This window comes from Flavobacterium sp. GNP008 (assembly GCF_056428965.1).
This window is the reverse complement of sequence record NZ_JBWJVL010000002.1, coordinates 39,934-63,371: the sequence shown is the minus strand read 5'-3', so window position 1 is coordinate 63,371 and position 23,438 is coordinate 39,934. Positions and strand designations below refer to the sequence as shown.

Annotated in this window: 18 protein-coding genes; 11 read left to right on the top strand and 7 right to left on the bottom strand. The window is 32.8% G+C overall.

Going from position 1 to position 23,438, the window contains the following annotated elements; genetic code table 11:
- The first annotated feature begins 3 nt into the window (after positions 1–3).
- The 5 genes from AC0608_RS06730 to AC0608_RS06710 all read left to right on the top strand — a co-directional run bounded on the left by AC0608_RS06730 (position 4) and on the right by AC0608_RS06710 (position 8,184).
- Entirely contained in the window at positions 4–786 is a 783-nt protein-coding gene (locus AC0608_RS06730) for a DUF2189 domain-containing protein (protein WP_417961628.1), read from the top strand.
- An 842-nt stretch (positions 787–1,628) separates the two neighbouring features.
- The gene (locus AC0608_RS06725; protein WP_478288542.1) at positions 1,629–4,985 is read left to right on the top strand and encodes a PAS domain S-box protein; all 3,357 of its coding nucleotides are present in this window, start codon (positions 1,629–1,631) and stop codon (positions 4,983–4,985) included.
- An 85-nt stretch (positions 4,986–5,070) separates the two neighbouring features.
- Entirely contained in the window at positions 5,071–5,931 is an 861-nt protein-coding gene (ypfJ, locus tag AC0608_RS06720; protein ID WP_478288541.1) for a KPN_02809 family neutral zinc metallopeptidase, read from the top strand.
- Between the two features lie 195 nt (positions 5,932–6,126).
- Entirely contained in the window at positions 6,127–7,416 is a 1,290-nt protein-coding gene (locus AC0608_RS06715; RefSeq protein ID WP_478288540.1) for a DEAD/DEAH box helicase, read from the top strand.
- Between the two features lie 369 nt (positions 7,417–7,785).
- Entirely contained in the window at positions 7,786–8,184 is a 399-nt protein-coding gene (locus AC0608_RS06710; RefSeq protein WP_478288539.1) for a hypothetical protein, read from the top strand.
- 233 nt (positions 8,185–8,417) lie between these two features.
- On the opposite strand, the gene AC0608_RS06705 is transcribed toward AC0608_RS06710, so the two are convergent.
- A complete protein-coding gene (locus AC0608_RS06705; protein ID WP_478288538.1) occupies positions 8,418–9,116 on the bottom strand; it encodes a pseudouridine synthase in 699 nt (232 codons plus the stop codon).
- Positions 9,117–9,326: 210 nt separating this feature from the next.
- Positions 9,327–10,862: a YifB family Mg chelatase-like AAA ATPase gene (locus tag AC0608_RS06700; protein ID WP_417961642.1), complete on the bottom strand. Its 1,536-nt coding sequence runs from the start codon at positions 10,860–10,862 to the stop codon at positions 9,327–9,329.
- A 231-nt stretch (positions 10,863–11,093) separates the two neighbouring features.
- Between AC0608_RS06700 and AC0608_RS06695 the strand changes: the two genes are divergently transcribed.
- From AC0608_RS06695 to AC0608_RS06680, 4 genes are all read left to right on the top strand, one after another.
- Positions 11,094–14,084, top strand: coding sequence for an amidohydrolase family protein (locus AC0608_RS06695; protein WP_478288537.1), 2,991 nt, complete (start codon positions 11,094–11,096; stop codon positions 14,082–14,084).
- A gap of 58 nt (positions 14,085–14,142) precedes the next feature.
- Entirely contained in the window at positions 14,143–15,447 is a 1,305-nt protein-coding gene (locus AC0608_RS06690; RefSeq protein ID WP_478288536.1) for an amidohydrolase family protein, read from the top strand.
- A 9-nt stretch (positions 15,448–15,456) separates the two neighbouring features.
- Positions 15,457–15,834 (top strand): PH domain-containing protein, encoded by a 378-nt coding sequence (locus AC0608_RS06685; protein ID WP_417961648.1) that lies wholly within the window; start codon positions 15,457–15,459, stop codon positions 15,832–15,834.
- A gap of 331 nt (positions 15,835–16,165) precedes the next feature.
- Positions 16,166–17,482, top strand: coding sequence for an ammonium transporter (locus tag AC0608_RS06680; protein ID WP_417961650.1), 1,317 nt, complete (start codon positions 16,166–16,168; stop codon positions 17,480–17,482).
- Positions 17,483–17,642: 160 nt separating this feature from the next.
- Here the strand turns inward: AC0608_RS06680 and AC0608_RS06675 are convergent, their stop codons facing one another.
- Positions 17,643–18,512: a lysophospholipid acyltransferase family protein gene (locus AC0608_RS06675; protein WP_478288535.1), complete on the bottom strand. Its 870-nt coding sequence runs from the start codon at positions 18,510–18,512 to the stop codon at positions 17,643–17,645.
- Positions 18,513–18,626: 114 nt separating this feature from the next.
- On the opposite strand from AC0608_RS06675, the gene AC0608_RS06670 reads away from it, so the two are divergent.
- Positions 18,627–19,265 (top strand): rhomboid family intramembrane serine protease, encoded by a 639-nt coding sequence (locus AC0608_RS06670; protein ID WP_417961654.1) that lies wholly within the window; start codon positions 18,627–18,629, stop codon positions 19,263–19,265.
- A gap of 49 nt (positions 19,266–19,314) precedes the next feature.
- Positions 19,315–20,004, top strand: coding sequence for an SIMPL domain-containing protein (locus AC0608_RS06665; protein ID WP_478288534.1), 690 nt, complete (start codon positions 19,315–19,317; stop codon positions 20,002–20,004).
- A 648-nt stretch (positions 20,005–20,652) separates the two neighbouring features.
- On the opposite strand, the gene AC0608_RS06660 is transcribed toward AC0608_RS06665, so the two are convergent.
- The 4 genes from AC0608_RS06660 to AC0608_RS06645 form a co-directional block, all read right to left on the bottom strand.
- Positions 20,653–21,339, bottom strand: coding sequence for a haloacid dehalogenase type II (locus AC0608_RS06660; RefSeq protein WP_417961658.1), 687 nt, complete (start codon positions 21,337–21,339; stop codon positions 20,653–20,655).
- Between the two features lie 129 nt (positions 21,340–21,468).
- Positions 21,469–21,678: a DUF2798 domain-containing protein gene (locus AC0608_RS06655; RefSeq protein WP_478288533.1), complete on the bottom strand. Its 210-nt coding sequence runs from the start codon at positions 21,676–21,678 to the stop codon at positions 21,469–21,471.
- Between the two features lie 98 nt (positions 21,679–21,776).
- Positions 21,777–22,328, bottom strand: a complete 552-nt coding sequence (locus AC0608_RS06650) for a carboxymuconolactone decarboxylase family protein (RefSeq protein WP_417961662.1) — start codon at positions 22,326–22,328, stop codon at positions 21,777–21,779.
- A gap of 82 nt (positions 22,329–22,410) precedes the next feature.
- Positions 22,411–23,274 carry a helix-turn-helix domain-containing protein gene (locus tag AC0608_RS06645; protein ID WP_478288532.1) on the bottom strand — a complete coding sequence of 288 codons (864 nt, stop codon included), beginning with the start codon at positions 23,272–23,274 and terminating at the stop codon, positions 22,411–22,413.
- Between the last annotated feature and the right edge of the window lie 164 nt (positions 23,275–23,438).

Here is a 23,438-nt window from a genome sequence, read left to right as displayed (position 1 = left end):
CCAATGAAAAAAAATACACAAGACCGAATTGACGAAATAAAAAAAAATGGATATATCTTAGATTTCGGCGATGTTTTCAACCATGCCTTCGAAAATTATAAAAAGATTGCACTCTATGGTGGTTTAGTGATTTTTGTGTTTTTTGTTCTACTCAGTATTTTAGCATTTGGAGTACTGATTGCAATTTTTGGAGGTCCTGCAATTTTAGATTTTTTAAAACCTGAAAATTTGAAACCTGAAAATTTCGGCTTAAATACCTTATTAATTTTCTCAGGAATATCTGTTTTAACTTCTTGTTTGTTAAGTCCTTTTCCGGCGGGACTAATAAAAATGGCGTATTGTGCTGAAAGAGATCAAGAATTTCATGTATCGACTATGTTTGGGTACTATAGGTCACCTTATTTCAAAGAACTTTTCATAGCAACCTTTATCGTTACTGTAACTAGCTCCATACTTAGTGCAATAATTAATTACACCCAGATACCCCTTATTGAATTTGTTGTTACAATAACAATCACACTATTTAGTGTTTTGATGATACCCCTAATTATTTTTGGAAATTTAAAAGCTGTTGAAGCTATAGAAACTAGTATCTTGATTGTTTCAAAACAACCGCTGGTACTTCTAGGATTAATTGTTGTGGGATCAGTTGGCACATTAGTCGGATTAATAGGATGTTGCATCGGAATATTTTTTACCTTACCCTTTATGTATTCTTTGTATTATTCCATCTACAGTGAAATACTTGGATTTGAAAATGAGCCTGAATTTGAAGAAAACACATAAAAAAAACAAATTTTTTTTAAATAAAAACCATGATAGAAATACTAATCTCTTTTGGTTTTTATTTAATTTTTTTTCCTACATTGACCCTCAAAAGATAGCATCCCAAATCTACTCTTTACAAAACCTCCTAAAAATCGACTATGGTATTATACTATAGCTTATCAGCTGTAATACTCCAGAATTTTACTTTTTCTTGGATACAAATTATTTTGATTTTAAATAAATTATTGCTGCTTAGCTCTTCCCGAATAAACATTACCTCCTCCACTTGGCTATTAGTATCCTTTTTGATCGCTTTAGGTGCTGTATTAGTTTATAATTTTCTTAAAATTAAAACTATTATAAACAAAAACATTACGGCTAATTACAATAAATTAGATGCTATTCAAAAAGAATACCAACTGTATCTGTTATTCTTAGGGATTTTAGTGCCTTTTCTTGAAATTAGTTTTGAGATATTTAAGATCAGATCTAAAAGCCTATTAATTTTAAATTGTAGCATTGGTTTTTCAATCTGGTGTTTGTATTTTATAAGTAAAAAGATAAAATTTATATATCGAAATATTCAAAATATATTTATTGTCATATTCGTACTCTATTTTGGTGTAATCTCTCGTAATGTAATTTTATTTCCCTTAGACACTATACCTCTAGTTGCCTTTATAGCCTATTTTTTCTTTTCTTTTAATATTATTAAACCTATCAAGTTATACTGGATTTTTGTTTCTCTAATTTTTATTTTTTTGAGCATTCTTTTTATTTTTAAATTAGTGCCCTTAAAATCTAATATTATACTATTCAATTATTCGTTAATAGTTCTAATTATTAATCACATAAGACACATGTCTTTAGTAAACATTAAAGATAAAATTAGATTTGCTAATGAAATTGTAAATAAAGGAAACTCATTGATTATTGCAACAAACCCTAAAGGAGAAATTGTGTTTTGTGGCGAAAATGTAGAATCAATTTTAGGATATACCGTTGATCAGGTCATGGGATTAGGCTATTGGAAGGTAACAGAAGATACCGAGTTTTTTAGTCAAGATTATGGAACTGAATTTAAAGATGATCGAGTTTTTGTCCGTAAGCTTAAATGTAAAAATGGTACATACAAACACATTCAATGGAATGATAAGAAATTTTCAGATGATTTAATAATTGGCATTGGACAAGACGTAACCAACGAAATTAAAATACAAAATCAATATAAAAATTTAATTGAAAATGCTATTGATTTAATTTTCGAAGTCAATAATGACGGTGATTTTATATTCGTCAATGACTTTACTATTAAATGCTTGGGCTATAAATCCGAGGAAATCATAAATCGGAATTATTCCGAATTTGTACGGGAGGATTACCTTGTCAGTATCAAAGATTTATATCAAAATTTATTGCTTAATGAAAATTATTTTCCTACCATTGAATTTCCATTAATAAAAAAAAATGGAGAAGAATTGTGGGTTTCCCAAAAAGTGATTATCCGGAGAAATGAACTTGGAGAAGTAATAGCCTATTCAGGTATTGCTAGAGATATCACTAAGTTTAAAGATATCGAAACTGAAAGCAAAACACGCCAAGTAAAAGTAGAAGAATATAACGAAGCTATAAAAATACTATCAACAACCAACTTTAGCAATTATAAAAATTTAGACGTTAGTGTAATGCAAATCATTGAATTAGCAGCTAAAGTATCTAAATGCAATCGAGTAAGTTATTGGAAATACACCGAAGATACAATTACCTGTGAAAATTTATATGACTTAGACCATAATTCATATTCTAAAGGATACATCTTAGAAAAGAAAAATTACCCCATCTATTTTGAGTCGATAAAAAACAAAACACAGATTAGTGCTCCTGACGTTTTTAATAAATGGGAAATATCTGAATTTGTTAAAGACTATTTCTTAAAAAACGATATTAAGTCACAACTTGACATTCCCATTTTTATAAATGGAGAGTTATCCGGAACCATCAGTTTTGAAACTGCAAAAACGCAACGAAACTGGGACAATGAGGATATAATTTTTGCCAGAACCATTTCGGATATTTTATCATTGACTATGATTTCTCACAGCCGCTATGAAACTGAAAAAAAATTAGAATACAAAAGTGACCTTTTATCTGCAATGGCAATTTGTACAGAGAAATTTTTGAGCAGCAGTGACATAAACGATATTTTCTCGGATGTGCTCATTATTATGGGTAAAACCACCAAATCCCACAGGGCATATTACTACGAAAATGACAGTAATACAGGGTTAATAAGTCAAAAATACAGATGGGTAATTAACAATATTAAAATTACGGAAAACAATATTAAACTTCAAAATCTACCACATGAATTTTTTGAAGAGTTATTGACACCGCTTTTAAATAACAAAATTTATGAAGCAATAGTTCCAAAAATTGAGAATGCTTCTGTTCGAAATAAATTAGAAAATCTTGATGTTGTCTCCATAATCCTTTTTCCAATTTTCGTGAAAAATAAGTTTCATGGTTTTTTAGGATTTGATGATACTCAAAATGAAAGACACTGGTCCGAGGATGAAGTTAATATTTTACAAACACTAGCCAGGAATATAGCCTCATCAATAGAACGTATTACAAACGAGACGGCTATATATGAAAGTGAAGAAAAATTTAGATTATTAGCCAATAATATTCCCGGAACTGTTTATTTATCAAATTATGATGAAAACAATACAAAAATTTATATTAATGATGAGATTGAAAAGCTTACCGGATATCCAAAAAATGATTTTCTAACGAATCAATTATCATTCATTGATTTAATTCATCCCGAAGATAAATTAAAAACCATAGCTACTCAAAAAAAGGCAATCGACTCTAAAATTCCGATTCATATTATTTACAGGATTATACACAAAGACAAAACGGTTGTATGGGTGGAAGAATTTGGTGACACCATATACAAAGATGGAAAAATTGCATTCTTAGAGGGCATTTTTATTGACATAACAGAAAGAAAACAGTCGGAAACCGTAGTTCAAGAAAAGGAATTAGCAGAAGCCGCCAATAAAGCCAAATCAGAATTTCTGGCAAATATGAGTCACGAAATCAGAACCCCGCTAAATGGGATTATTGGCTTTACTGATTTATTAATGAAAACTAATCTTGGTACTACTCAGGAAAAATACATGACGACCATTAGTCAATCCGCCCATTCCTTACTTGACATTATCAATGATATTCTTGATTTCTCAAAAATTGAAGCAGGAAAATTAGACTTGTATATTGAAAAATATGATATTCATGAAATGCTTAAACAAGTCATCGATTTAATTTTATATGAATCCAATCAAAAAAAATTAAATCTAGAACTAAATATTGCATCCGATATTCCAAAATATTTTTGGCTAGACAGTGTTCGATTAAAACAAATTTTGATTAATCTATTAGCGAATGCTGTAAAATTCACAGAAAAGGGTTCCATCAAATTAAATGTTTCGGTAATTAAAAAAATAAATGATTCGCATGCTATAATTCGCTTTGCTGTAATTGATACGGGAATTGGAATATTAGAAGAGAATAAAAAGAAAATATTTAGGGCTTTTTCTCAAGAAGACAGCTCAACCACAAGAAAATTTGGAGGCACAGGTCTAGGCTTAACTATTTCAAACCAATTATTAGGTTTGATGAACAGTCATTTACAACTGGATACCACCATCGAATTAGGCAGTACTTTCTATTTTGATTTGAAGTTAAAAACCAGCAATGAAGCTTCGATTAATGTTAATCAGGCTATAACTGATTTTGATTCTATTGACGATCGTAAGGCTAAAATGAATATTTCTACTAAAAAAATTACGGTTTTGATTGTTGAAGATAACAAAGTAAATATGTTATTGCTCAAAACCATTATTAAACACCTACCCATACATCCAACTATTTTTGAAGTTGTAAATGGAAAGCAGGCCGTAGAACAGTTTGAAGCAATAAATCCAGATATTATTTTTATGGATATCCAAATGCCAATCATGAATGGCTATGAAGCTACTGAACTTATTCGGAATTTAAAATCTGGGCAAAATGTACCAATAATTGCAATAACAGCAGGTACAGAAAGAGAAGAAAAAGAAAAGTGTCTTAAAGCGGGCATGAGTGATTACATTTCAAAACCCATAATTAAAGGAATTATTGAAGAAACATTTATAAAATGGATAAAATAACATCTTCAGAAAAAACAATAATTATTCTTTTAAATTATGTAATTTTATAATATTAAATTAATCTATAATCTAAAAAATACTGATTATGAAATGGTTAGGAAGACGTCAAAGTGATAATATGGAAGACCGAAGAGGAATGTCTTCGGGAGGAAAAACTATTGTTGGAGGTGGAATTATTGGTGTGATAATCTTACTACTGAATCTTTTTGGAGGCGAAAATGCGCAAATGCTTACGCCAATACTAGAACAAATGAATCAAGGAAATAGTGCTCCCACTGAACAAAGAGCCTTAACCGCACAAGAAATTGAAGAGCAACAATTTATAAAAACCATTCTTGCAGATAATGAAGATGTCTGGTCAAAAATATTTCAGGAAAATAATATGCAATTTCAAAATCCTAAATTAGTATTGTTTACAGGTGGTGTAGAAACCGCTTGTGGTAATGTAACGTCTGCCTCAGGACCTTTCTATTGTCCAGCTGATCAAATTGTATACATGGACTTGGCTTTCTTTGAAGAGTTGAAAACAAGATTTGGCGCTCAAGGAGGCGATTTTGCCACCGCTTATGTTATTGCACATGAAATAGGGCACCATGTGCAAACCTTATTGGGAACTTCCAATAAAATGAGACAAATGCAAGAAGGGAAAAGTCAGGCGGACGCCAATAAATTATCTGTAGCACTTGAATTACAAGCTGATTTCTATGCAGGTGTTTGGACGCATTACAATCAAAAAATGAATAATTTCTTAGAAGCAGGAGACATTGATGAGGCTTTAAGTGCTGCACATGCGGTAGGAGATGATGCTATTCAAGCTAAAATACAAGGACATATTGTTCCAGAGTCTTTTACACACGGTACTTCTGCGCAACGCAAAGCTTGGTTTATGAAAGGGTATAAAACAGGTGATATCAAACAAGGAGATACATTTGCAGAAATTAACTAAAAGTATTTCTATTCCCCTTTTTCAATATAGATGCTATTACTATTTGAGCGTTGTTATTAATACGGATTAAAATAAACTAGTCTATTTATTTGAACAAAATGAAGCAATAAAAAGCACAACGAAAAAATTAGCAGTACCTTTGCGCCCACTTAAAGAAGTACACTAAAAATAGTGCTTACTTCATAAACACCATTTATGTCATTCAACTCATTAGGCTTATCTGATGCTTTACTAAAAGCGATCAGCAAAAAAGGATATTCAACACCTTCTCCAATACAACAAAAAGCAATTCCACCCATTTTAGAAGGTAAAGATGTGTTAGCATCTGCACAAACAGGAACAGGCAAAACAGCTGGTTTTACATTACCTATTTTACAAATATTATCACAAGGTCAACACTTGCGACAACGACCTATTCGTGCCTTAATATTGACTCCAACCAGAGAATTAGCAGCACAAATATTGGCTAATATAAAAGAGTATAGTGAATTTTTAGACCTAAAAAGTACTGTTATTTTTGGGGGCGTAAACCAGAATCCGCAAGTGACTCAATTGCGTCAGGGAATCGATATTTTAGTAGCGACTCCAGGTCGATTAATCGATTTGCAAAACCAAGGATTAATATCGCTTGCAAAAGTTGAAATTTTGGTTTTAGATGAAGCAGACCGTATGCTGGACATGGGTTTCGTACGAGACATTGAGCGCATTATAAAAGTATTACCTGCAAAAAGGCAAAATTTGATGTTTTCGGCAACCTTTTCAACAGACATCAAGAAATTGGCCATGGGCATTTTGCACCATCCCGTTCATGTAGAAGCTACTCCGGAAAATACAACCGTGGATGCTATCATTCAAAAAGTATATCCTGTTGCCAAAGAGAAAAAAACAGAATTGATTATTAAATTGATTACGGAAGGGAACTGGAAACAGATTTTGGTGTTTACCCGTACCAAACAAGGTGCCAATAAATTGACGGAAAGCATGATTAGTGCCGGAATCAAAGCAGCTGCCATTCACGGCAATAAAGGGCAGGGCGCACGTACCAAAGCCTTAGCTGGTTTCAAAGACGGAAGCTTGACTGCTTTAGTGGCTACAGATATTGCAGCGCGTGGTTTAGACATCCCGTTATTACCGCATGTGGTCAATTTTGAATTGCCTAATATTCCTGAAGATTACGTTCACCGCATTGGTAGAACTGGTAGAGCCGGAGCAAGTGGAGAAGCTATTTCGTTATTTAGTCCAGACGAAACTGTCTTTTTACGCGATATAGAAAAATTGGTGGGTTTGAAATTGCCGAAAGAAAACATTAGAGGTTTTGAACCAGATCCTAACGCTTCAACGGAACCAATTAAACAAGGTCAAGGAAGACAACAACGCAATTCGACTCCAAAGCAACCAAAAACAGAAACTACAAACCGTACCAGCAACAATAGCTTTGGTCCAAGACGTCCACAACAAAATAATGACCGACGTTCTAATAGATAATTAATTTTTATTGTTTTTTAGGAGTAGTATGAGTTCGTTTTTTTAGAAAGTATTTCCCGCTATACATTACAAACCTAGTAAGAGCTGAACACCAGCTCTCACTAGGTTTTTCATTTCTATCGGGGCAATAATTTACGAATTTCTTTCTAAAGACATTTCTTTTCAAATCTTTGGAAAACAAAGACATTTTCGTTTATGGATACAGTTTGTAAAACTGCGCTATCCAACACCATGTGTTTAGTAAAATCAGAGTGAATATCTAAATGTTTCTCCTAATAATGTTCAAGCTAAAAATATACTATTATAAAAACTAAAGCCTCAATTATAAGGCTTTAGTTTTTACTTATATTTGTCTATAAAAGAAATTCAATGAAAATCTTAATAGGCATAGCAGGTTTATTTATAGCGTGGTTAACATATCACAAAACTTTCAATTCTATTCCTAATACTACTGAAGAAAGGAATAATTTATTAGCGGTTTTTATAACCACTCAAAGACTACATTTAGAAGTGCAATCCATAATTCAAAAGTATATCGATGATAATAATGGAGCAGAACATTTACTATATCCTAATATAACTTTTCAACAATATCTGAATGTTGCTAAAGTCGAATATGAAAAAGGATTATCTGATAAAATTTATCAAGACTTAAAAAATAATAAAGAATATACCTTAAGTAATATTGCCTCTTTTCAAAATATGATTGATACGCAGCACAATGCTTTATTTCAATTTAAAAATCAATTATTATTTCTAGACAAATAAAAGATTCATAATCCCCGCTAGCGCGAGCGTCCCGCTCGTGAACACTAACAAAAGTAAATCACTATAAATTTGTAATAAGCATGAGCGGGACGCTCGCGCTAGCAATCGCATTATCGATTTTGTAGGGGTTAAATATCTGCAATCAAAAATCTCAAATCTACTCCCCTTAATACTGAATACTGTTCTTTCCAAATACAACAATAATCTAAAGCATTACTTTACAAACTAGTATTTTATTCATAGGTATTCAAATCTAGCTTAAGAATAGTACCTACTCTGCTAAACTCTTCGTTAATCTTTGCATTCACAATAAGTTGTTCATTTGTTATTGGATGATTAAAAATTAACTGATGTGCATGAAGCATCATCCCTTTCAGTTCGAAATTCTCCAACCATAATTTATTTTGTTTGTTACAACCATGCGGCCGACTTCCTAAAATGGGATGAAAAATATGTTTGAAATGTTTTCGTAATTGATGCATCCGTCCAGTTTCAGGAATCGCTTCTACCAAACAATATCGTGACGTAGGTTTATTGTTAAATTCTAACTCAATTTCGGTAGTTTGCAATCGATGAAAATAGGTTATTGCATTTTGTATAATGCCATCATCATTGGTTAAATCATAATCAATCGTTAGTTCTTCGGGTGACCAACCACGTAAAATGGCTAAATACTTTTTTTCGACTTCGCGTGTGGCAAAACGATCATTCATAATTTTCAAAACCTCCTTGTCCAACGCAAATAACAAGACACCTGATGTTTTGCGATCTAACCGATGAATAGGATAAACGTGTTGCCCTCCTATTTGATTTCTCAATTCTTGAATCGCATAAACTTTCGCATCGCGCGCATAAAATGATTTGTGAACTAATAAGCCACTTGGTTTATTAATGGCAATAATATATTCGTCTTGGTACAGAATTTCTAACATTTGGCAAAAATAAAAGAGATTTCTATCGAAATCTCTTTTTTGACTTATTTATTTCTATACTTTTCTTTTTTCCCCGCTCGTGAACAGTAACAAAAGTAAATCACTATAATTTTTAATAGGTACGAGCGGAACGCTCGCGCTAGCAATCGCATTAATTTTGCAGAGGTTAAATATCTGCAATCAAAAATCATTAATCAAAAATCTGAAATCTCAACCCAACCAACCATCACGATCCAAACTTCTATATTGAATCGCTTCAGCGATATGTCCAGAAACAACCTTTGGAGCGGCATCAAGATCAGCGATTGTGCGTGCTACTTTCAAAATACGATCGTAGGCTCGAGCCGAAAGATTCAGTCGTTCCATTGCGGTTTTTAGTAATTGTTTTGAAACATCATCAAGTGCACAATATTCTCTAATATGTTTGGTATTCATTTGTGCATTGTAATGGATGTTTTCCATTTGCTCAAAGCGTTCGGTTTGGATTTCTCGCGCAGCAGTAACTCTTTTGCGAATATCGACGCTGCTTTCGGCTTTCCTGTCATCCGATAATTTTTCGAAAGGAACTGGAGTAACTTCGATATGAATGTCTATTCGGTCTAATAAAGGACCTGATATTTTACTCAAATACCGTTGCATTTCGTGTGGCGAAGAAGTTTGTGGCGAATCGGGATCATTAAAAAAACCGCTTGGACTCGGATTCATACTGGCCACCAGCATAAATGACGATGGATACGTCACCGTAAATTTAGCTCTAGAAATTGTCACTTCTCTATCTTCCAGTGGTTGGCGCATCACTTCCAAAACATCCCGCTTGAATTCCGGCAACTCATCCAGAAACAAAACGCCATTATGTGCCATAGAAATTTCACCGGGCTGTGGATAACTTCCTCCTCCGACTAATGCCACATTTGAAATCGTGTGATGCGGACTTCTAAACGGACGTTGATTCATCAACCCTACTTCCTTTAATTTTCCAGCAACACTATGAATTTTAGTAGTTTCTAAGGCTTCTCGCAACGTCATGGGCGGTAAAATACTGGGTAATCGTTTCGCTAACATCGTTTTCCCGGCTCCCGGTGGACCAATCAAAATAATATTATGTCCTCCTGCAGCAGCAATTTCCATGCACCGCTTGATACTTTCTTGTCCTTTCACATCACTAAAATCAAACTCTGGAAAATCTAAGGTTTTATAAAACTCGGCCCTAGTATCAATTGTAGTTGGTTCCAGCGTTCCTTTTCCTTCAAGAAAATCAATCACTTCCTGTACATTTTCGATACCATACACATCTAAACCAGCCACAATAGCGGCTTCTTTTACATTTTGCTTTGGCAGAAAAAAACCTTTAAAACCTTCCTCTTTAGCTTTAATCGCAATAGGTAATGCACCTCGTATGGGTTGAAGGCTCCCGTCAAGAGAAAGCTCTCCCATGATAATATATTTATCAACATCCGCAGCTTTTATTTGTCCTGAAGCTACCAAAATCCCAATTGTTAACGTCAAATCATAGGCTGATCCTTCTTTTCGTAAATCGGCAGGAGCCATATTAATCGTTATTTTTTTGCCGGGCATGGCATACCCATTATTTTTAAGTGCAGCAGCAATACGATAACTGCTCTCTTTAATAGCATTATCAGGTAAACCAACTAAATGATAACCAATTCCTTTATCAATATTTACCTCTACGGTTATTGTTGTAGCTTCTACTCCAAAAACAGCACTTCCAAAAACTTTAACTAGCATGTTTGTTTATTTGAATCTAAAATTAGATAAACATTTTTAATTATTAGTATTTATCGTTCAATATTTAAAGAATGATACAAAATCTCAATAATTAGGTCAAAAGAACCCTAAACAGGTTAAATTAAGTTTACAATTCAATTAATTTAGCAAAAAACATATGTTAAAATTTAAAAAACGGAAGGCTTACCATATTCATTTTTTTACTTTTAGAAAATAATTATAAACTATACTATGAAAAAAATCCTACTTCTACTCTATTTATGCGTTTTATTACCAAAAACCTACGCACAGGAATACTTTCCTAATAATGAAAGTGTTCACAATACCAACACTAATTTTACCGCTTTTACAAACGCCAAAATTTATGTTACTCCTACACAAGTTATTGAAAAAGGTACTTTACTGATTCAAAACGGAAAAGTGGTTGGTACCGGAACTAACATTGCTATTCCCAAAAACTGTACAACAATCAATCTGGAGGGAAGATCAATTTATCCCTCTTTTATAGACATCTATACCAGTTTTGGAATCGAAAAGCCGAAAGGAAGCACCGAGAGAAATCCGTTGTATGATACCAAAAGAACTGGTTTTTATTGGAATGAAAGTATTCGTTCAGAAGTAAATGCTTACGAAACTTTCAAATACGACCAAGCCAAAGCGGAAGAATTATTGAAAGCTGGATTTGGTGTAGTTGGAACTCATGTTCCTGACGGAATTGCTCGTGGATCTGGAACCTTAATCGCTTTGAATAATTTTGAAAAAAAGAATCAATTGCTATCGGATAAAGTAACCAATCACTTTGCCTTTACAAAAAGTGCCACTACTAATCAATCCTATCCAAGTTCACTAATGGGAATGATGGCATTATTACGTCAAATGTATTTCGATCTGGATTGGTACAAAAAAGGAAATTCAGCAACTAAAGATTTATCATTGGAAGCCTTAGAAAATAATGAAAAACTGATCCAAATATTTGCTTCAGAAGATAAATTAAACAGTTTAAGAGCGGCCAAAATAGGTAAAGAATTTGGACTAAATTATGTATTAAAAGGAAACGGAAATGAATTTGAAAGATTGGAAGAAATCAAAAAAACCAATTCTAAATTTATTATTCCAATCAATTTTCCAGAAGCGTATGATGTATCCGATCCAAATCAAGCCAATCAAATGGAATTGAAAGACTTGCGTTTTTGGAATCAAGCACCTACCAATCTTAAAGTTTTGTCCGATAATGGAATTGTTTTTGCACTGACCACGGACAAATTAAAGAAAATAGAAGATTTCAGAACCAATCTTTTAAGAGCCATTAAATATGGTTTCGATCAAACAAAGGCTTTAGAAGCATTAACTACTATTCCTGCTGCTATCTTGGGGAAAAGTAACGAAATGGGAACTTTGAAAACAGGAAGTTTGGCAAATTTTGTGATTACATCCGGAGCTATTTTCGAAGAGAAAACAATTCTTTATGAAAACTGGGTTCAAGGCAATAAATATGTTGTCAATGACATAACAATTAAGGATATCCGTGGAAATTATGATTTAACCATTAATAGCGAAAACTATAAATGGAAAATTGATGGTGAAATAACTGCCCCAAAATCAGAAATAACAACTGTTGATACAAAAAAAATAAAATCCAAGCTTACCATGACTAATAACTGGATTTCTACAGTTATTAAACCTAATGACTCTACTAAAACCAGTTTTACAAGATTAATTGGATACATCGAAGACACGCAAAACTTATCTGGCAAAGCTGTTTTGTTCAATGGAACTGAAGTAAAATGGTCCGCTGTAAAAACATCTCCTTTTGTACAAGCAGTTGATTCATCCAAAATCGAAAAAAACAACATCATTATCCCAACAACATTTCCAAATGTTGCTTTCGGTAATTTAAAGAAACCTACCGCGCAAACGGTACTTTTTAAAAATGCTACCGTTTGGACTAATGAAAAAGAAGGTATTTTAGAAGAAACTGACGTATTGGTTAAAAATGGAAAAATTGTATCCATTGGAAAAAATATTTCGGACGCTTCAGCAACAGCAATTGATGCTAAAGGAAAGCATTTAACCAGCGGAATTATTGATGAACATTCACACATAGCCATATCAAACGGGGTGAATGAGGGTGGACACAACTCCAGTGCAGAGGTAACCATACAGGACGTAGTAAATTCGGAGGATATAAATATCTATAGAGACTTAGCCGGTGGGGTAACCACCTCTCAATTATTACACGGGTCCGCAAATCCTATAGGCGGTCGATCTGCGATTGTGAAATGGAAATGGGGCGCTTCTGCCGAAGAGATGCTTTATAAAGACCAACCAGAATTTATCAAGTTTGCTTTGGGCGAAAATGTAAAACAAGCCAATTGGGGAATTACAAACCCAACTCGTTTTCCACAAACCAGAATGGGTGTAGAACAAGTTTTTACGGATTATTTCCAAAGAGCTAAAGAATATGACTTAGCTTGGAAAAATTACAAGGCTAAAGGTAAAAAAAATAAAGAAAACGCACCAAGAGTAGATTTAGAATTACAAACATTAGCCGAGATATTAAATAATAAACGTTTCATTTCCTGTCACTCCTATGTGCAATCTGAAATTTTGATGTTGATGAATGTAGCCGAAAAATTTAATTTTAAAGTGAATACGTTTACCCATATTCTTGAAGGCTATAAAGTCGCCGATAAAATGAAAGAACACGGAGTTGGAGCTTCCACTTTCTCAGATTGGTGGGCTTATAAATTTGAAGTAAATGATGCCATTCCTTTTAATGGACCAATTATGCACAATGCTGGACTTGTAGTAGCCTACAACTCTGATGATGCTGAAATGTCAAGACGATTGAACCAAGAAGCAGCTAAAGCAGTGAAATATGGAAATATTTCTGAAGAAGAAGCTTGGAAATTTGTAACACTAAATCCAGCCAAACTATTGCATATTGATGATAAAGTAGGAAGCATCAAAGTAGGTAAAGATGCCGATATGGTATTATGGACTGCCAATCCTTTATCTATTTATGCAAAAGCTGAAAAAACGTTGATTGAAGGTGTCGTTTATTTTGACAGCAAGAAAGATGAAGACAGCAGAATAGCAATTGCTAGAGAGCGAAGTGAACTTATTGGTCAATTGTTACAAGAAAAAAATAAAGGCATGATAACTCAAGAAGCAAAAAAAACGGAAAAGAAAGAAGATCATTGTGATACTCTAGAGGAATAATAAAATGATTTAATATACCTAGACCCGACCTTTAACGAAAATCAAATCAAAAAACAGGATGAATACTAAAATATATCTTCTAATACTTGTGTTTAGTTTATCACTACATACAAAAGCACAACAAACACCCGTTGCCATGCAAACAAAGTCTGTCTTGATCCTTAATGCTACAGCACACTTGGGTACTGGTGAAATAATTGAGAACAGCGCTATAGGCTTTGTAGACGGGAAAATCACCTTGGTTGCCGATGCCAGAACTATACGCTTAGCTGAAGGCGCGTATGATGTTACAATAGATGCCAGTGGAAAACACGTTTATCCTGGATTTATTGCACCGAATTCCACATTAGGTCTTGTAGAAATTGATGCCGTAAAATCCTCTGATGATGAAGACGAAATTGGAGCTATGAAACCCCATGTAAGAAGTATTATCGCTTACACTGCGGACTCTAAAGTAATTGAAACTGTGAGACCTAATGGAATTTTGATGGCTCAGATCACACCACGTGGTGGTACAATTTCTGGCTCGTCTTCAATTGTACAACTCGATGCATGGAATTGGAAAGATGCGCTGATTAAAGAAAATGATGGAATCCATGTTAACTTTCCAACTACTTTTAGAAGAAGTGGCTCTAGGTTTGAACCTGGAAATGTTGAGACTAATAAGGATTACTCAAAACAAATTTTAGAATTATCCGCTTTTTTATCGAGTGCAAAAGCCTATATAGGAGATCGCTCTAAAGAAAGAAATTTAGTTCTAGAATCTACTAAAGGAATATTCGATGGAAATCAAACCTTATTTATTCATGCCAATGAAGAAAAACAAATTATTGATGCAGTACAATTTGCAAAAGAAAACGGTATTCAGAAAATGGTGCTCGTAGGCGGATATGAGGCCTATAAAACAGCTGAATTATTACAAAAAAATAATGTTGCCGTATTACTGAGACGTGTCCACGACATGCCAGAAAACGATGATCACGATATTGATTTGCCTTATAAATCAGCCAAATTACTAACAGACAAAGGTGTACTGGTAGGCTTAGAAAATAGCGGCTCCCACGAAAGAATGAATACCAGAAACTTACCTTTTTTAGCAGGAACATGTGCTGCTTATGGACTGGACAAAGAACAGGCTTTACAACTGATTACATCAAATACGGCTAAAATATTAGGAATTGATGCTCAATGTGGTACCTTAGAGCAAGGAAAAGATGCTACTCTATTTATTTCTGAAGGAGATGCATTGGATATGCGAACAAACAAACTGACTAATGCTTTTATTCAAGGTAGAATGATCAGTCTGGAAACACATCAAACCAAGCTGAATGAAAGATATAAAGCCAAATACAATCAAAAATAAATTTACATAATGGGACTATTTAATGCCATTTTAGGCAATGCGTCAGAGGTTAACATTGAAAATGTTTCGAATGAATTTGAGCCCATCTTAATTGATGGGGAAATTATCGAAAAAGCATATAAACTTATCCGAGATATGTTTATTTTTACAAACAGAAGACTTATTCTAGTTGAAAAACAATTAGTGGGTACCAAAGTAGAGTACATGTCAATTCCTTATTCGAGCATCAAAAAATTTTCTAAAGAAAGTGCAGGAATATTAGATATGGATGCCGAATTAAAAATCTGGTTGAATCATGACAATAATCCAATTATAAAGCAATTCGGAAAAGGCGGGAATAATATCAATGAAGTCTATAAAATTTTAGGCCAACATACTTTAAAATAGGTACATTAACTAACAGATTATAAATAACGACACCAATTGTATTAATTACAGTTGGTGTTTTTTTTTAAACTAAACTTTAATTCTTCGTTTTGCAATTTAAATTAAGTTCCATGAAATTGATCTTTAGAAATATAAACCCACTAATGCGTTAAAATGCCACTGCAACACAATCCGAATTAACAAATTGCAATTTTTAACTTTAAATTATAGTATACCCGTAAAAAAATAGGGGTAAGATTAGAAAAATGATAAAAATTAAACATTGAATCGTTTTTATAAAGGGGTTTGTGAATCAATTTTATATTTTTATCAAAATTTAAAACTAAAAACAATGCGAAAAATCATTTTAAGTGTACTATTAATCTCAATTTTGATATTAACTCTTTTTTCAAATTATTTCTTTATTGATAGCCCTGCTCCAACTAATGTTGTCAAATTTGACACCGGCGACACAGCTTGGATGATTGTGGCAACTGCACTTGTACTAATCATGACTCCTGGTTTAGGTTTTTTTTACGGAGGAATGGTAGGTAAAAAAAATGTTATCAGTACAATGTTACAAAGTTTTATGGCTATGATAATTGTTACCGTATTATGGATTGTTATCGCTTTCGGATTATCGTTTGGTCCTACAATAGGCGGTATAATAGGTAATCCTCTTCCAAATTTATTTTTTCAAGGCGTTGGTACAAATACCGCTTGGAGCCTTGCTCCTACAATCCCTTTTATGCTGTTTGCTTTGTTTCAAGCAAAATTTGCTATAATTACACCTGCATTAATAACAGGAGCTTTTGCAGAAAGAATACGTTTTTGGGCTTATTTATTATTTATGGTATTGTTCATATTATTAGTCTATACACCACTAGCACACATGACTTGGCATCCAGATGGTATTTTCTTTAAAATGGGAGTGTTAGATTTTGCAGGAGGAACAGTCGTTCATATGAGTGCCGGATGGGCAGCACTAGCAGGGGCTATTTTCCTTGGCAAAAGAAAAACACAAAAAGGAAATCCTGCACGTATAACGTATGTATTATTAGGTACTGGTTTACTATGGTTCGGATGGTTTGGTTTTAATGCTGGATCAGCATTAGGATCTAATGGCTTGGCTGTACAGGCGCTCGGTACTACAACAATTGCTGCTGCTGCAGCAGGAATGGCATGGGTTTTTCTTGATAAAATTCTTGGGCACAAATTATCTGCAATGGGAGCCTGTATTGGTGTCGTAGTTGGTTTAGTAGCCATTACTCCAGCCGCAGGTTTTGTTAGTATTCCTCATGCAATGTTCATTGGTGTTTTTGCAAGTATGGTAAGCAATATTGTGGTCAGTAAATTTCCTAAAGGGAAAATTGATGATGCGTTAGATGTTTTTGCTTGTCACGGTGTAGGCGGGATGGTGGGTATGCTTTTAACAGGCGTATTTGCTTCAAAATCTATTAATCCTGTTGTTGGGGACAATCAAGGACTTATCTTTGGTGATGCAACTTTATTTATAACCCAGCTTTCTGCCATGATTATCGTTTCAATATTTGCCTTTTCTGCTTCTTATTTCCTTTTCTATATTGTAAATAAAATAACTCCGCTAAGAGTAAGTGAAGAAAAAGAAGAACTAGGCTTAGACATCTCACAACATGGTGAATTTTTATAAATCACTCTTATAAAATTAACATAAAGCGCTCTGTAACAAATACAGAGTACTTTTTGTTAATACAAACATCTGTATATGATTTGTATAGAGAATCTAACATATTACAAAAAAAGCCATTTATTCTGAATAGCTTTTTTTATAAATAAATTGGTCATTATTTCTAACGCTTGTGTTTCCAACGTTTATGGGTCCAAAAATAATATTCTGGAGCTTCCAGAATTTGTTTTTCAACTTCTTTTAAATACATATCGGTGATTCCAAAATCAGGAATTGATTTGGGCTGATCTGTTATTGGAATAAAAGTAGCTTCATAAAACCCTCTTTTGACTTTGATCACTTTAACAAAAAGCACCGTTAAATCGTACTTTTTCGCGAGCATTTCAGCACCAGTGTGCACTGGAACTTCTTCACCCATAAATTTATCCCAATGAAATGCCCGATCCAATTTTGGAGATTGATCACTGGCTAATCCATACATACAGATAATTCCGTTTTTTTGATTTTTGGCGATCAATGGAATTACATTTTTTGTCTCTACTAATTGTGCATCATATTTAGAGCGAATATCTCGAATTAATTTATCAAAATATCTATTGGCAATTTTTTTATAAACCCCAATTCCTTTAAATTTTATTTTTTCGTTGATAGACAATAACCACTCCCAACTCGCATAATGAGAGGCCAACAAAATGGTACTTCTACCTTTACTTTCATATTCTTTTACCAATTCTATATTGGTAACTACGAATCTTCTGTTCATTTCATCAGACGAAATAGTCATCGTTTTTATCATTTCTAAAAACATATCACATAAATGGTGATACGATTTTTTTTCAATCACAAGACGTTCTTGGTCAGTAAGATGAGGCAAGGCCAGTGCTAAATTCTCCTTAACTATTTTTTTACGGTACCCAATGAGATAATAAACTATTAAATAAATGAAATCAGAAAACCAATAGAAAATCCTAAAGGGTAAAATGGAAATAATCCATAAAAAAGGGAAGGTTACTATAAAAATAAGGAATTGCATGCAGTCTTTTTTCTTGCAAATATAAGTCAAAAATGTAGAGTGATATAATTTACAGGTGTTCCTGTGACTGTATTTGAGAATCACTATATTTACAATTCAAAATTAACAGATCGTATGAATATCGTTTTAATAGCAATAATTGTTTTAAATGTTTTAATTAGTTACAAGGGATTCAATGACCTTTCCTTCTTTAGAAAATACGAATTCCACGTGGGGAGCATTCGTGCTGGAGAACAACTTAGAATGTTATCCTCCGGATTTCTTCATGTTGACATGACCCACTTGATTTTTAATATGTTGACTCTTTGGTTTTTTGCTCCTGTAGTGAGTGCCCTTTTAGGAAATTTTTCTTTTGTTCTAATCTATTTTGGCAGTTTAATTTTTGGGAGTTTGTTGACAATGGTTTTTCATAAAGAGGACTATGGATATAGAGCCGTTGGTGCATCTGGTGCCGTAACGGGAGTATTATATTCTGCTATTTTATTACAGCCGGATATGATGTTAGGCATCTTTTTTATCATCCCAATGCCTGCTTATATTTTTGGAATCCTTTATTTATTGTATTCCATTTACGGTATGAAAGCTAAAAATGATTCTATTGGCCACACCGCTCATTTTGGTGGAGCAATGGGTGGATATTTAATTACATTAATAATGCAACCCAGTTTATTCATTGACCACACTTTAATGGTAGTTTTATTAGCCATTCCAATTATTATACTTTTTGTAATGGAAAAGATGGGTAAATTATAATGGCACAACTTTTGAAAAGGAATTATTACAAATATTTAAATTAAATAAAATGAAAAAAGCACTATTATTTCTATCGGTTTTATTTATTACAATGTCCTATGGACAAGAAATGAAACAAATTCCTCAAATAACCGTAAACGGTGAAGGTAAAGTAAAAGTTATTCCTGACCAAGTTACTATAGCAGTGACCGTTGAAACAAAAGGAAATAATGCCAAAGATGTTAAAAAGCAAAATGACGAAAAAATTGAAGCTGTTTTAAAATTTATTAAGAAAATGAATTTAGCTCCGGCAGATTATAAAACGCAACGTGTTTCACTTAATCCACAGTATGATTATGAAAAAAAGAAACACAGCTATAATGCAACGCAAACCATAGAAATTCTATTGAAAGATTTATCTAAATACGATGAATTGATGGAAGGACTAGTAGATGAAGGTATTAACAGAATTGATGCCGTGACTTTTCAATCTTCAAAATTAGTACAGTACCAATCCGAAGCTAGAAAACTAGCGATGAAAGAAGCTAAATTAAAGGCTGAGGATTACGTATCGGTTTTGGGACAAAAAGTGGGACGCGCAATAACAATTTCAGATACTTCACAAACCCATTATCCACAGCCGATGTATGCAGCAATGAAAACAATGGAAATGAGTGATACCAATGTTCCTAGAGAAACTTTAGCGATAGGAGAAATTAATATTACAGCAACTGTAAGTGTAAGTTTTATTTTGGAATAGAACAATCGAATTTGGCAAAACAAATAGCCAAGTCAGCAACCTCCTAACCTAAAAAAGGCTGTCCCAAAATAATTTTCTGGACAGTCTTTTTTATTACAAAATGAATGGAGGAAAATCAAATGCAGGCTTTTAAAGGGTTTTCGCAGTTATTTTTGCTGAATCAGGATTTACTAACAGTCCTATTATTAAATATAAATTAATCCAGACTGTCATGAAATCATTAAGCAACGTTTTCATCACTTATTTTTACCTTTAATTACCTATAAAATAATCATTTACGAAACCATATGTATAATGAGATCTGATTGAAAAACCTTTTACTCGATGGCAAGCCAACACAGCAATTAGAAGATTTTTTATTGACTGATACGGTTTAAGAGTTCTAGAAAACTATGTTGATCACTTTTTCTTCTTCTAAGAACACATAACCGAACTCGTATTTCATTTTCATTAAAAAACGTTTATAATTTTGTAAAGTAAACCCATGTATTATCATTCATTTCAGCCACTTCAATTGGGATTATGCATACCCATCAAAAATAAATCACTTAGAAATGAAGCAATACTGAGAATATAGAAAACCACTACCATGAATGATTAGATCACACTAGGATGCACTTTAATTCAAAACTCTGTCCTTGTAATATCCTACGAATATTGGGCTACAAGTACTTTGGCCATTTGATAAATATCTAGAGCCTCATAATTAGGTAAATCAGATAATAAATACACCGATTGTCCAGCTCTTGCAACAAAACCAGTTTGCAATCCAGCTAACATTGCACCAGTTAAATCCCATCCATGTGCAGCAATCATAACTATATTTTCAGGATCAACTTGCAATTGTTTTGAAGCCCATAGATACGCTTCTGGAGCTGGCTTATACTTTTTTATTGCATCAATACTCAGGGTCTGTTCAAAATAATGAATTAAATTAGAATTTTTTAATTGCTGAATTAAGGTACTTTCAGGTGTGTTCGTTAAAGTAGCTAATCTAAAACCGTTCTCTTTCAATAAGTTTAGACCTACCGCAACGTCTGGATAAGTTCTTAATTCCTTAATTATACTGAGCGTTTTGTTTATTTCTTCCTCATTAAGTATTATTTTTAAAGATTGTCCCGCCATTTGCAATGTTGCCTTTGCAATAGTTGTAAAATCATGATACTGATTAGTACAATTATCAACTAGGGAATAATGCAAAAGCATCCCAAACCAAATTCGGAATCCTTGTTCATCATTAAGTAAAATATTGACCTTTTTTTTTAGCGGTGTCATATCCAGCAATGTTTCGTTTACATCGAAGAGAATGACTGGTTTGACATTTATTTGTAGCATACATTTAAAGTTTAATTATTTAATTAGAATAACTCAATCCATTCCTAATTGCTTCTATGATATAGTTCGTTTTTCATTTTGCATTAAAAAGGAAACCTACAATTAACCCTATTAATAAGATAATCCTATTTAATTTTCACAATTTAGTTTTTTTCTAATAAAAGGAGCAACAATAAGTAACGAAGGTGTAGCTAAAAAGAAAGCTATTAACCAACTACGCAACCAAATAAAAACAAAACCATCAGTAAAACCAACATTTACAGCGACTAAGGTAAATGAAATATAACTGGTAACTATAAAAGTTGTAAGTAATGATGCTTTTATATGTATAACTTTCATTGATCTGTTTTAGGCTAAGACTACTGCCACTAAAAAGACCAATAAAGAAATTTATCTTTATTGGTTTTAATAGTTGCAAAAATATAAAATTACTTTATTTATTTTTTCCAAACTCTATCTGCAAATGTTGCATCAACCTCAGCATTAGTAATGTGATTGGAGTAATTACTCATTAATTTTACTGCAATTCCTGCAATAATACCCAACACATGCACTTCGTCATATCCAGCTGCTAAAAAAGAATCTACGTCGGATTGTGCAGCGTTACCACGCGTTGAAGTAAGAATTCGTGTTAATGTAGACAATGCTGCTAATTTTGCATCCGGAACTTGTTTTCCATCACGAATAGCATCCGTTATTTCCGTTGGAACTTTTGACATTTTATCTGCAATAAAACTATGAGCTGCAACACAATACTCACAATTATTCTCGAAGGCTACTGATAAAAAAATAACTTCTTGTTCCACAGCATTAAAACCGGAATTAGCTCTAAAACTATTGTAAGCATAAATATAGGAATCCAATAAAGCAGGATTTTGTCCCATTTTTGTATACATATTAGGAATAAAACCTAACCCTTTTTGTGTTTTAGCAAAAATTTCCTGTGAGATTGGAGAAATTGAATTATTTTCTAATTTTAAATGTGCCATTTTTTATTTGTTTAAGCTAAATAACTGTTGTGTTATCTAACATTACAAAGTTGGCTTTAATAAGTCGAAAAAACTTTTGTAATTAGTTCAACAATTTGCCTATTTGGTTCAATCTATAAGTTGAAGGAGCACAATTAAATTTATCATGAAATAGAGTGGAAAAATTAGCTAGATCATTAAAACCGCAATCAAAAGCAATATCCGTAATTCTCTCTTCAGAAATCAATAATAATTCTGCTGCTTTTTCTAACTTTTTATTTCGAATATAATTAGCGGGACTATCGTTATAATTTTTTTTGAACTCTCTTTTAAAAGAGGAAAGACTAAGATTTGTCATTAGAGCAAATTCATCGGTGGTAAAATGAGAATATAAATTGTTCTCAATAACTTGTTTGAAAGAATAACTTGTAGGAGAAAAAAGTTGGGATAAAATTTGCTGAATCACAGGAGCATTTTTTGTCTGACACAATAACAAAACGATCTCTTTTAACTTTATGACCAGAATATCGTCATTTACAAGCGTTGGATTGTCAAAATAAAACAACATGCCTTCAATGTATTTTTGAATAAGAAAATCATTATTGATTTTTCCTAAATTCAAACTTAAATCTCTTTTTACAGGCTGTTGAAAAATCTTTGGTAAATCAGTATCGTAAATTTTTTTTAGGATTTCAGGGTGAAAATGAACAATAACAATCTGATGATTTTTTGATGATTCGCTATTTCTAATTTGGCTAAAATAATTACCACACTTTAACATTACAGCATCATTAACGGGTATAGTAATGCTTTCATTTTCAATTTCATACTTAATTTTGCCTTCTACCATATAGATAAAACAGGCTTCCTCCGGCATTGGATTTGGTATTTTAAAAGGGGCTTCAATAATCACTTTCTCAAAAATGATTTTTCCAAATAATTCATATCGTTTTCGAAAGAGTATCATTAATTAGTATCGATTTCAGTTTATTGACTACAAAAATTGCAATTACAAAATTAGACCTTTTTATATCAGTTAATACTCCTACTCGTTTTATAAACTTAAAATAGAATTTTATAATTCAAAGATAAGTACGCAACACATTGAATAAAAAGGCCTTATATAACTTA

Coding starts and splice junctions, on each gene's coding strand:
- AC0608_RS06730 (WP_417961628.1), top strand. CDS start 4: ATGAAAAAAAATACACAAGACCGAATTGACGAAATAAAAAAAAATGGA.
- AC0608_RS06725 (WP_478288542.1), top strand. CDS start 1,629: ATGTCTTTAGTAAACATTAAAGATAAAATTAGATTTGCTAATGAAATT.
- ypfJ (WP_478288541.1), top strand. CDS start 5,071: ATGAAATGGTTAGGAAGACGTCAAAGTGATAATATGGAAGACCGAAGA.
- AC0608_RS06715 (WP_478288540.1), top strand. CDS start 6,127: ATGTCATTCAACTCATTAGGCTTATCTGATGCTTTACTAAAAGCGATC.
- AC0608_RS06710 (WP_478288539.1), top strand. CDS start 7,786: ATGAAAATCTTAATAGGCATAGCAGGTTTATTTATAGCGTGGTTAACA.
- AC0608_RS06705 (WP_478288538.1), bottom strand. CDS start 9,116: ATGTTAGAAATTCTGTACCAAGACGAATATATTATTGCCATTAATAAA.
- AC0608_RS06700 (WP_417961642.1), bottom strand. CDS start 10,862: ATGCTAGTTAAAGTTTTTGGAAGTGCTGTTTTTGGAGTAGAAGCTACA.
- AC0608_RS06695 (WP_478288537.1), top strand. CDS start 11,094: ATGAAAAAAATCCTACTTCTACTCTATTTATGCGTTTTATTACCAAAA.
- AC0608_RS06690 (WP_478288536.1), top strand. CDS start 14,143: ATGAATACTAAAATATATCTTCTAATACTTGTGTTTAGTTTATCACTA.
- AC0608_RS06685 (WP_417961648.1), top strand. CDS start 15,457: ATGGGACTATTTAATGCCATTTTAGGCAATGCGTCAGAGGTTAACATT.
- AC0608_RS06680 (WP_417961650.1), top strand. CDS start 16,166: ATGCGAAAAATCATTTTAAGTGTACTATTAATCTCAATTTTGATATTA.
- AC0608_RS06675 (WP_478288535.1), bottom strand. CDS start 18,512: ATGCAATTCCTTATTTTTATAGTAACCTTCCCTTTTTTATGGATTATT.
- AC0608_RS06670 (WP_417961654.1), top strand. CDS start 18,627: ATGAATATCGTTTTAATAGCAATAATTGTTTTAAATGTTTTAATTAGT.
- AC0608_RS06665 (WP_478288534.1), top strand. CDS start 19,315: ATGAAAAAAGCACTATTATTTCTATCGGTTTTATTTATTACAATGTCC.
- AC0608_RS06660 (WP_417961658.1), bottom strand. CDS start 21,339: ATGCTACAAATAAATGTCAAACCAGTCATTCTCTTCGATGTAAACGAA.
- AC0608_RS06655 (WP_478288533.1), bottom strand. CDS start 21,678: ATGAAAGTTATACATATAAAAGCATCATTACTTACAACTTTTATAGTT.
- AC0608_RS06650 (WP_417961662.1), bottom strand. CDS start 22,328: ATGGCACATTTAAAATTAGAAAATAATTCAATTTCTCCAATCTCACAG.
- AC0608_RS06645 (WP_478288532.1), bottom strand. CDS start 23,274: ATGATACTCTTTCGAAAACGATATGAATTATTTGGAAAAATCATTTTT.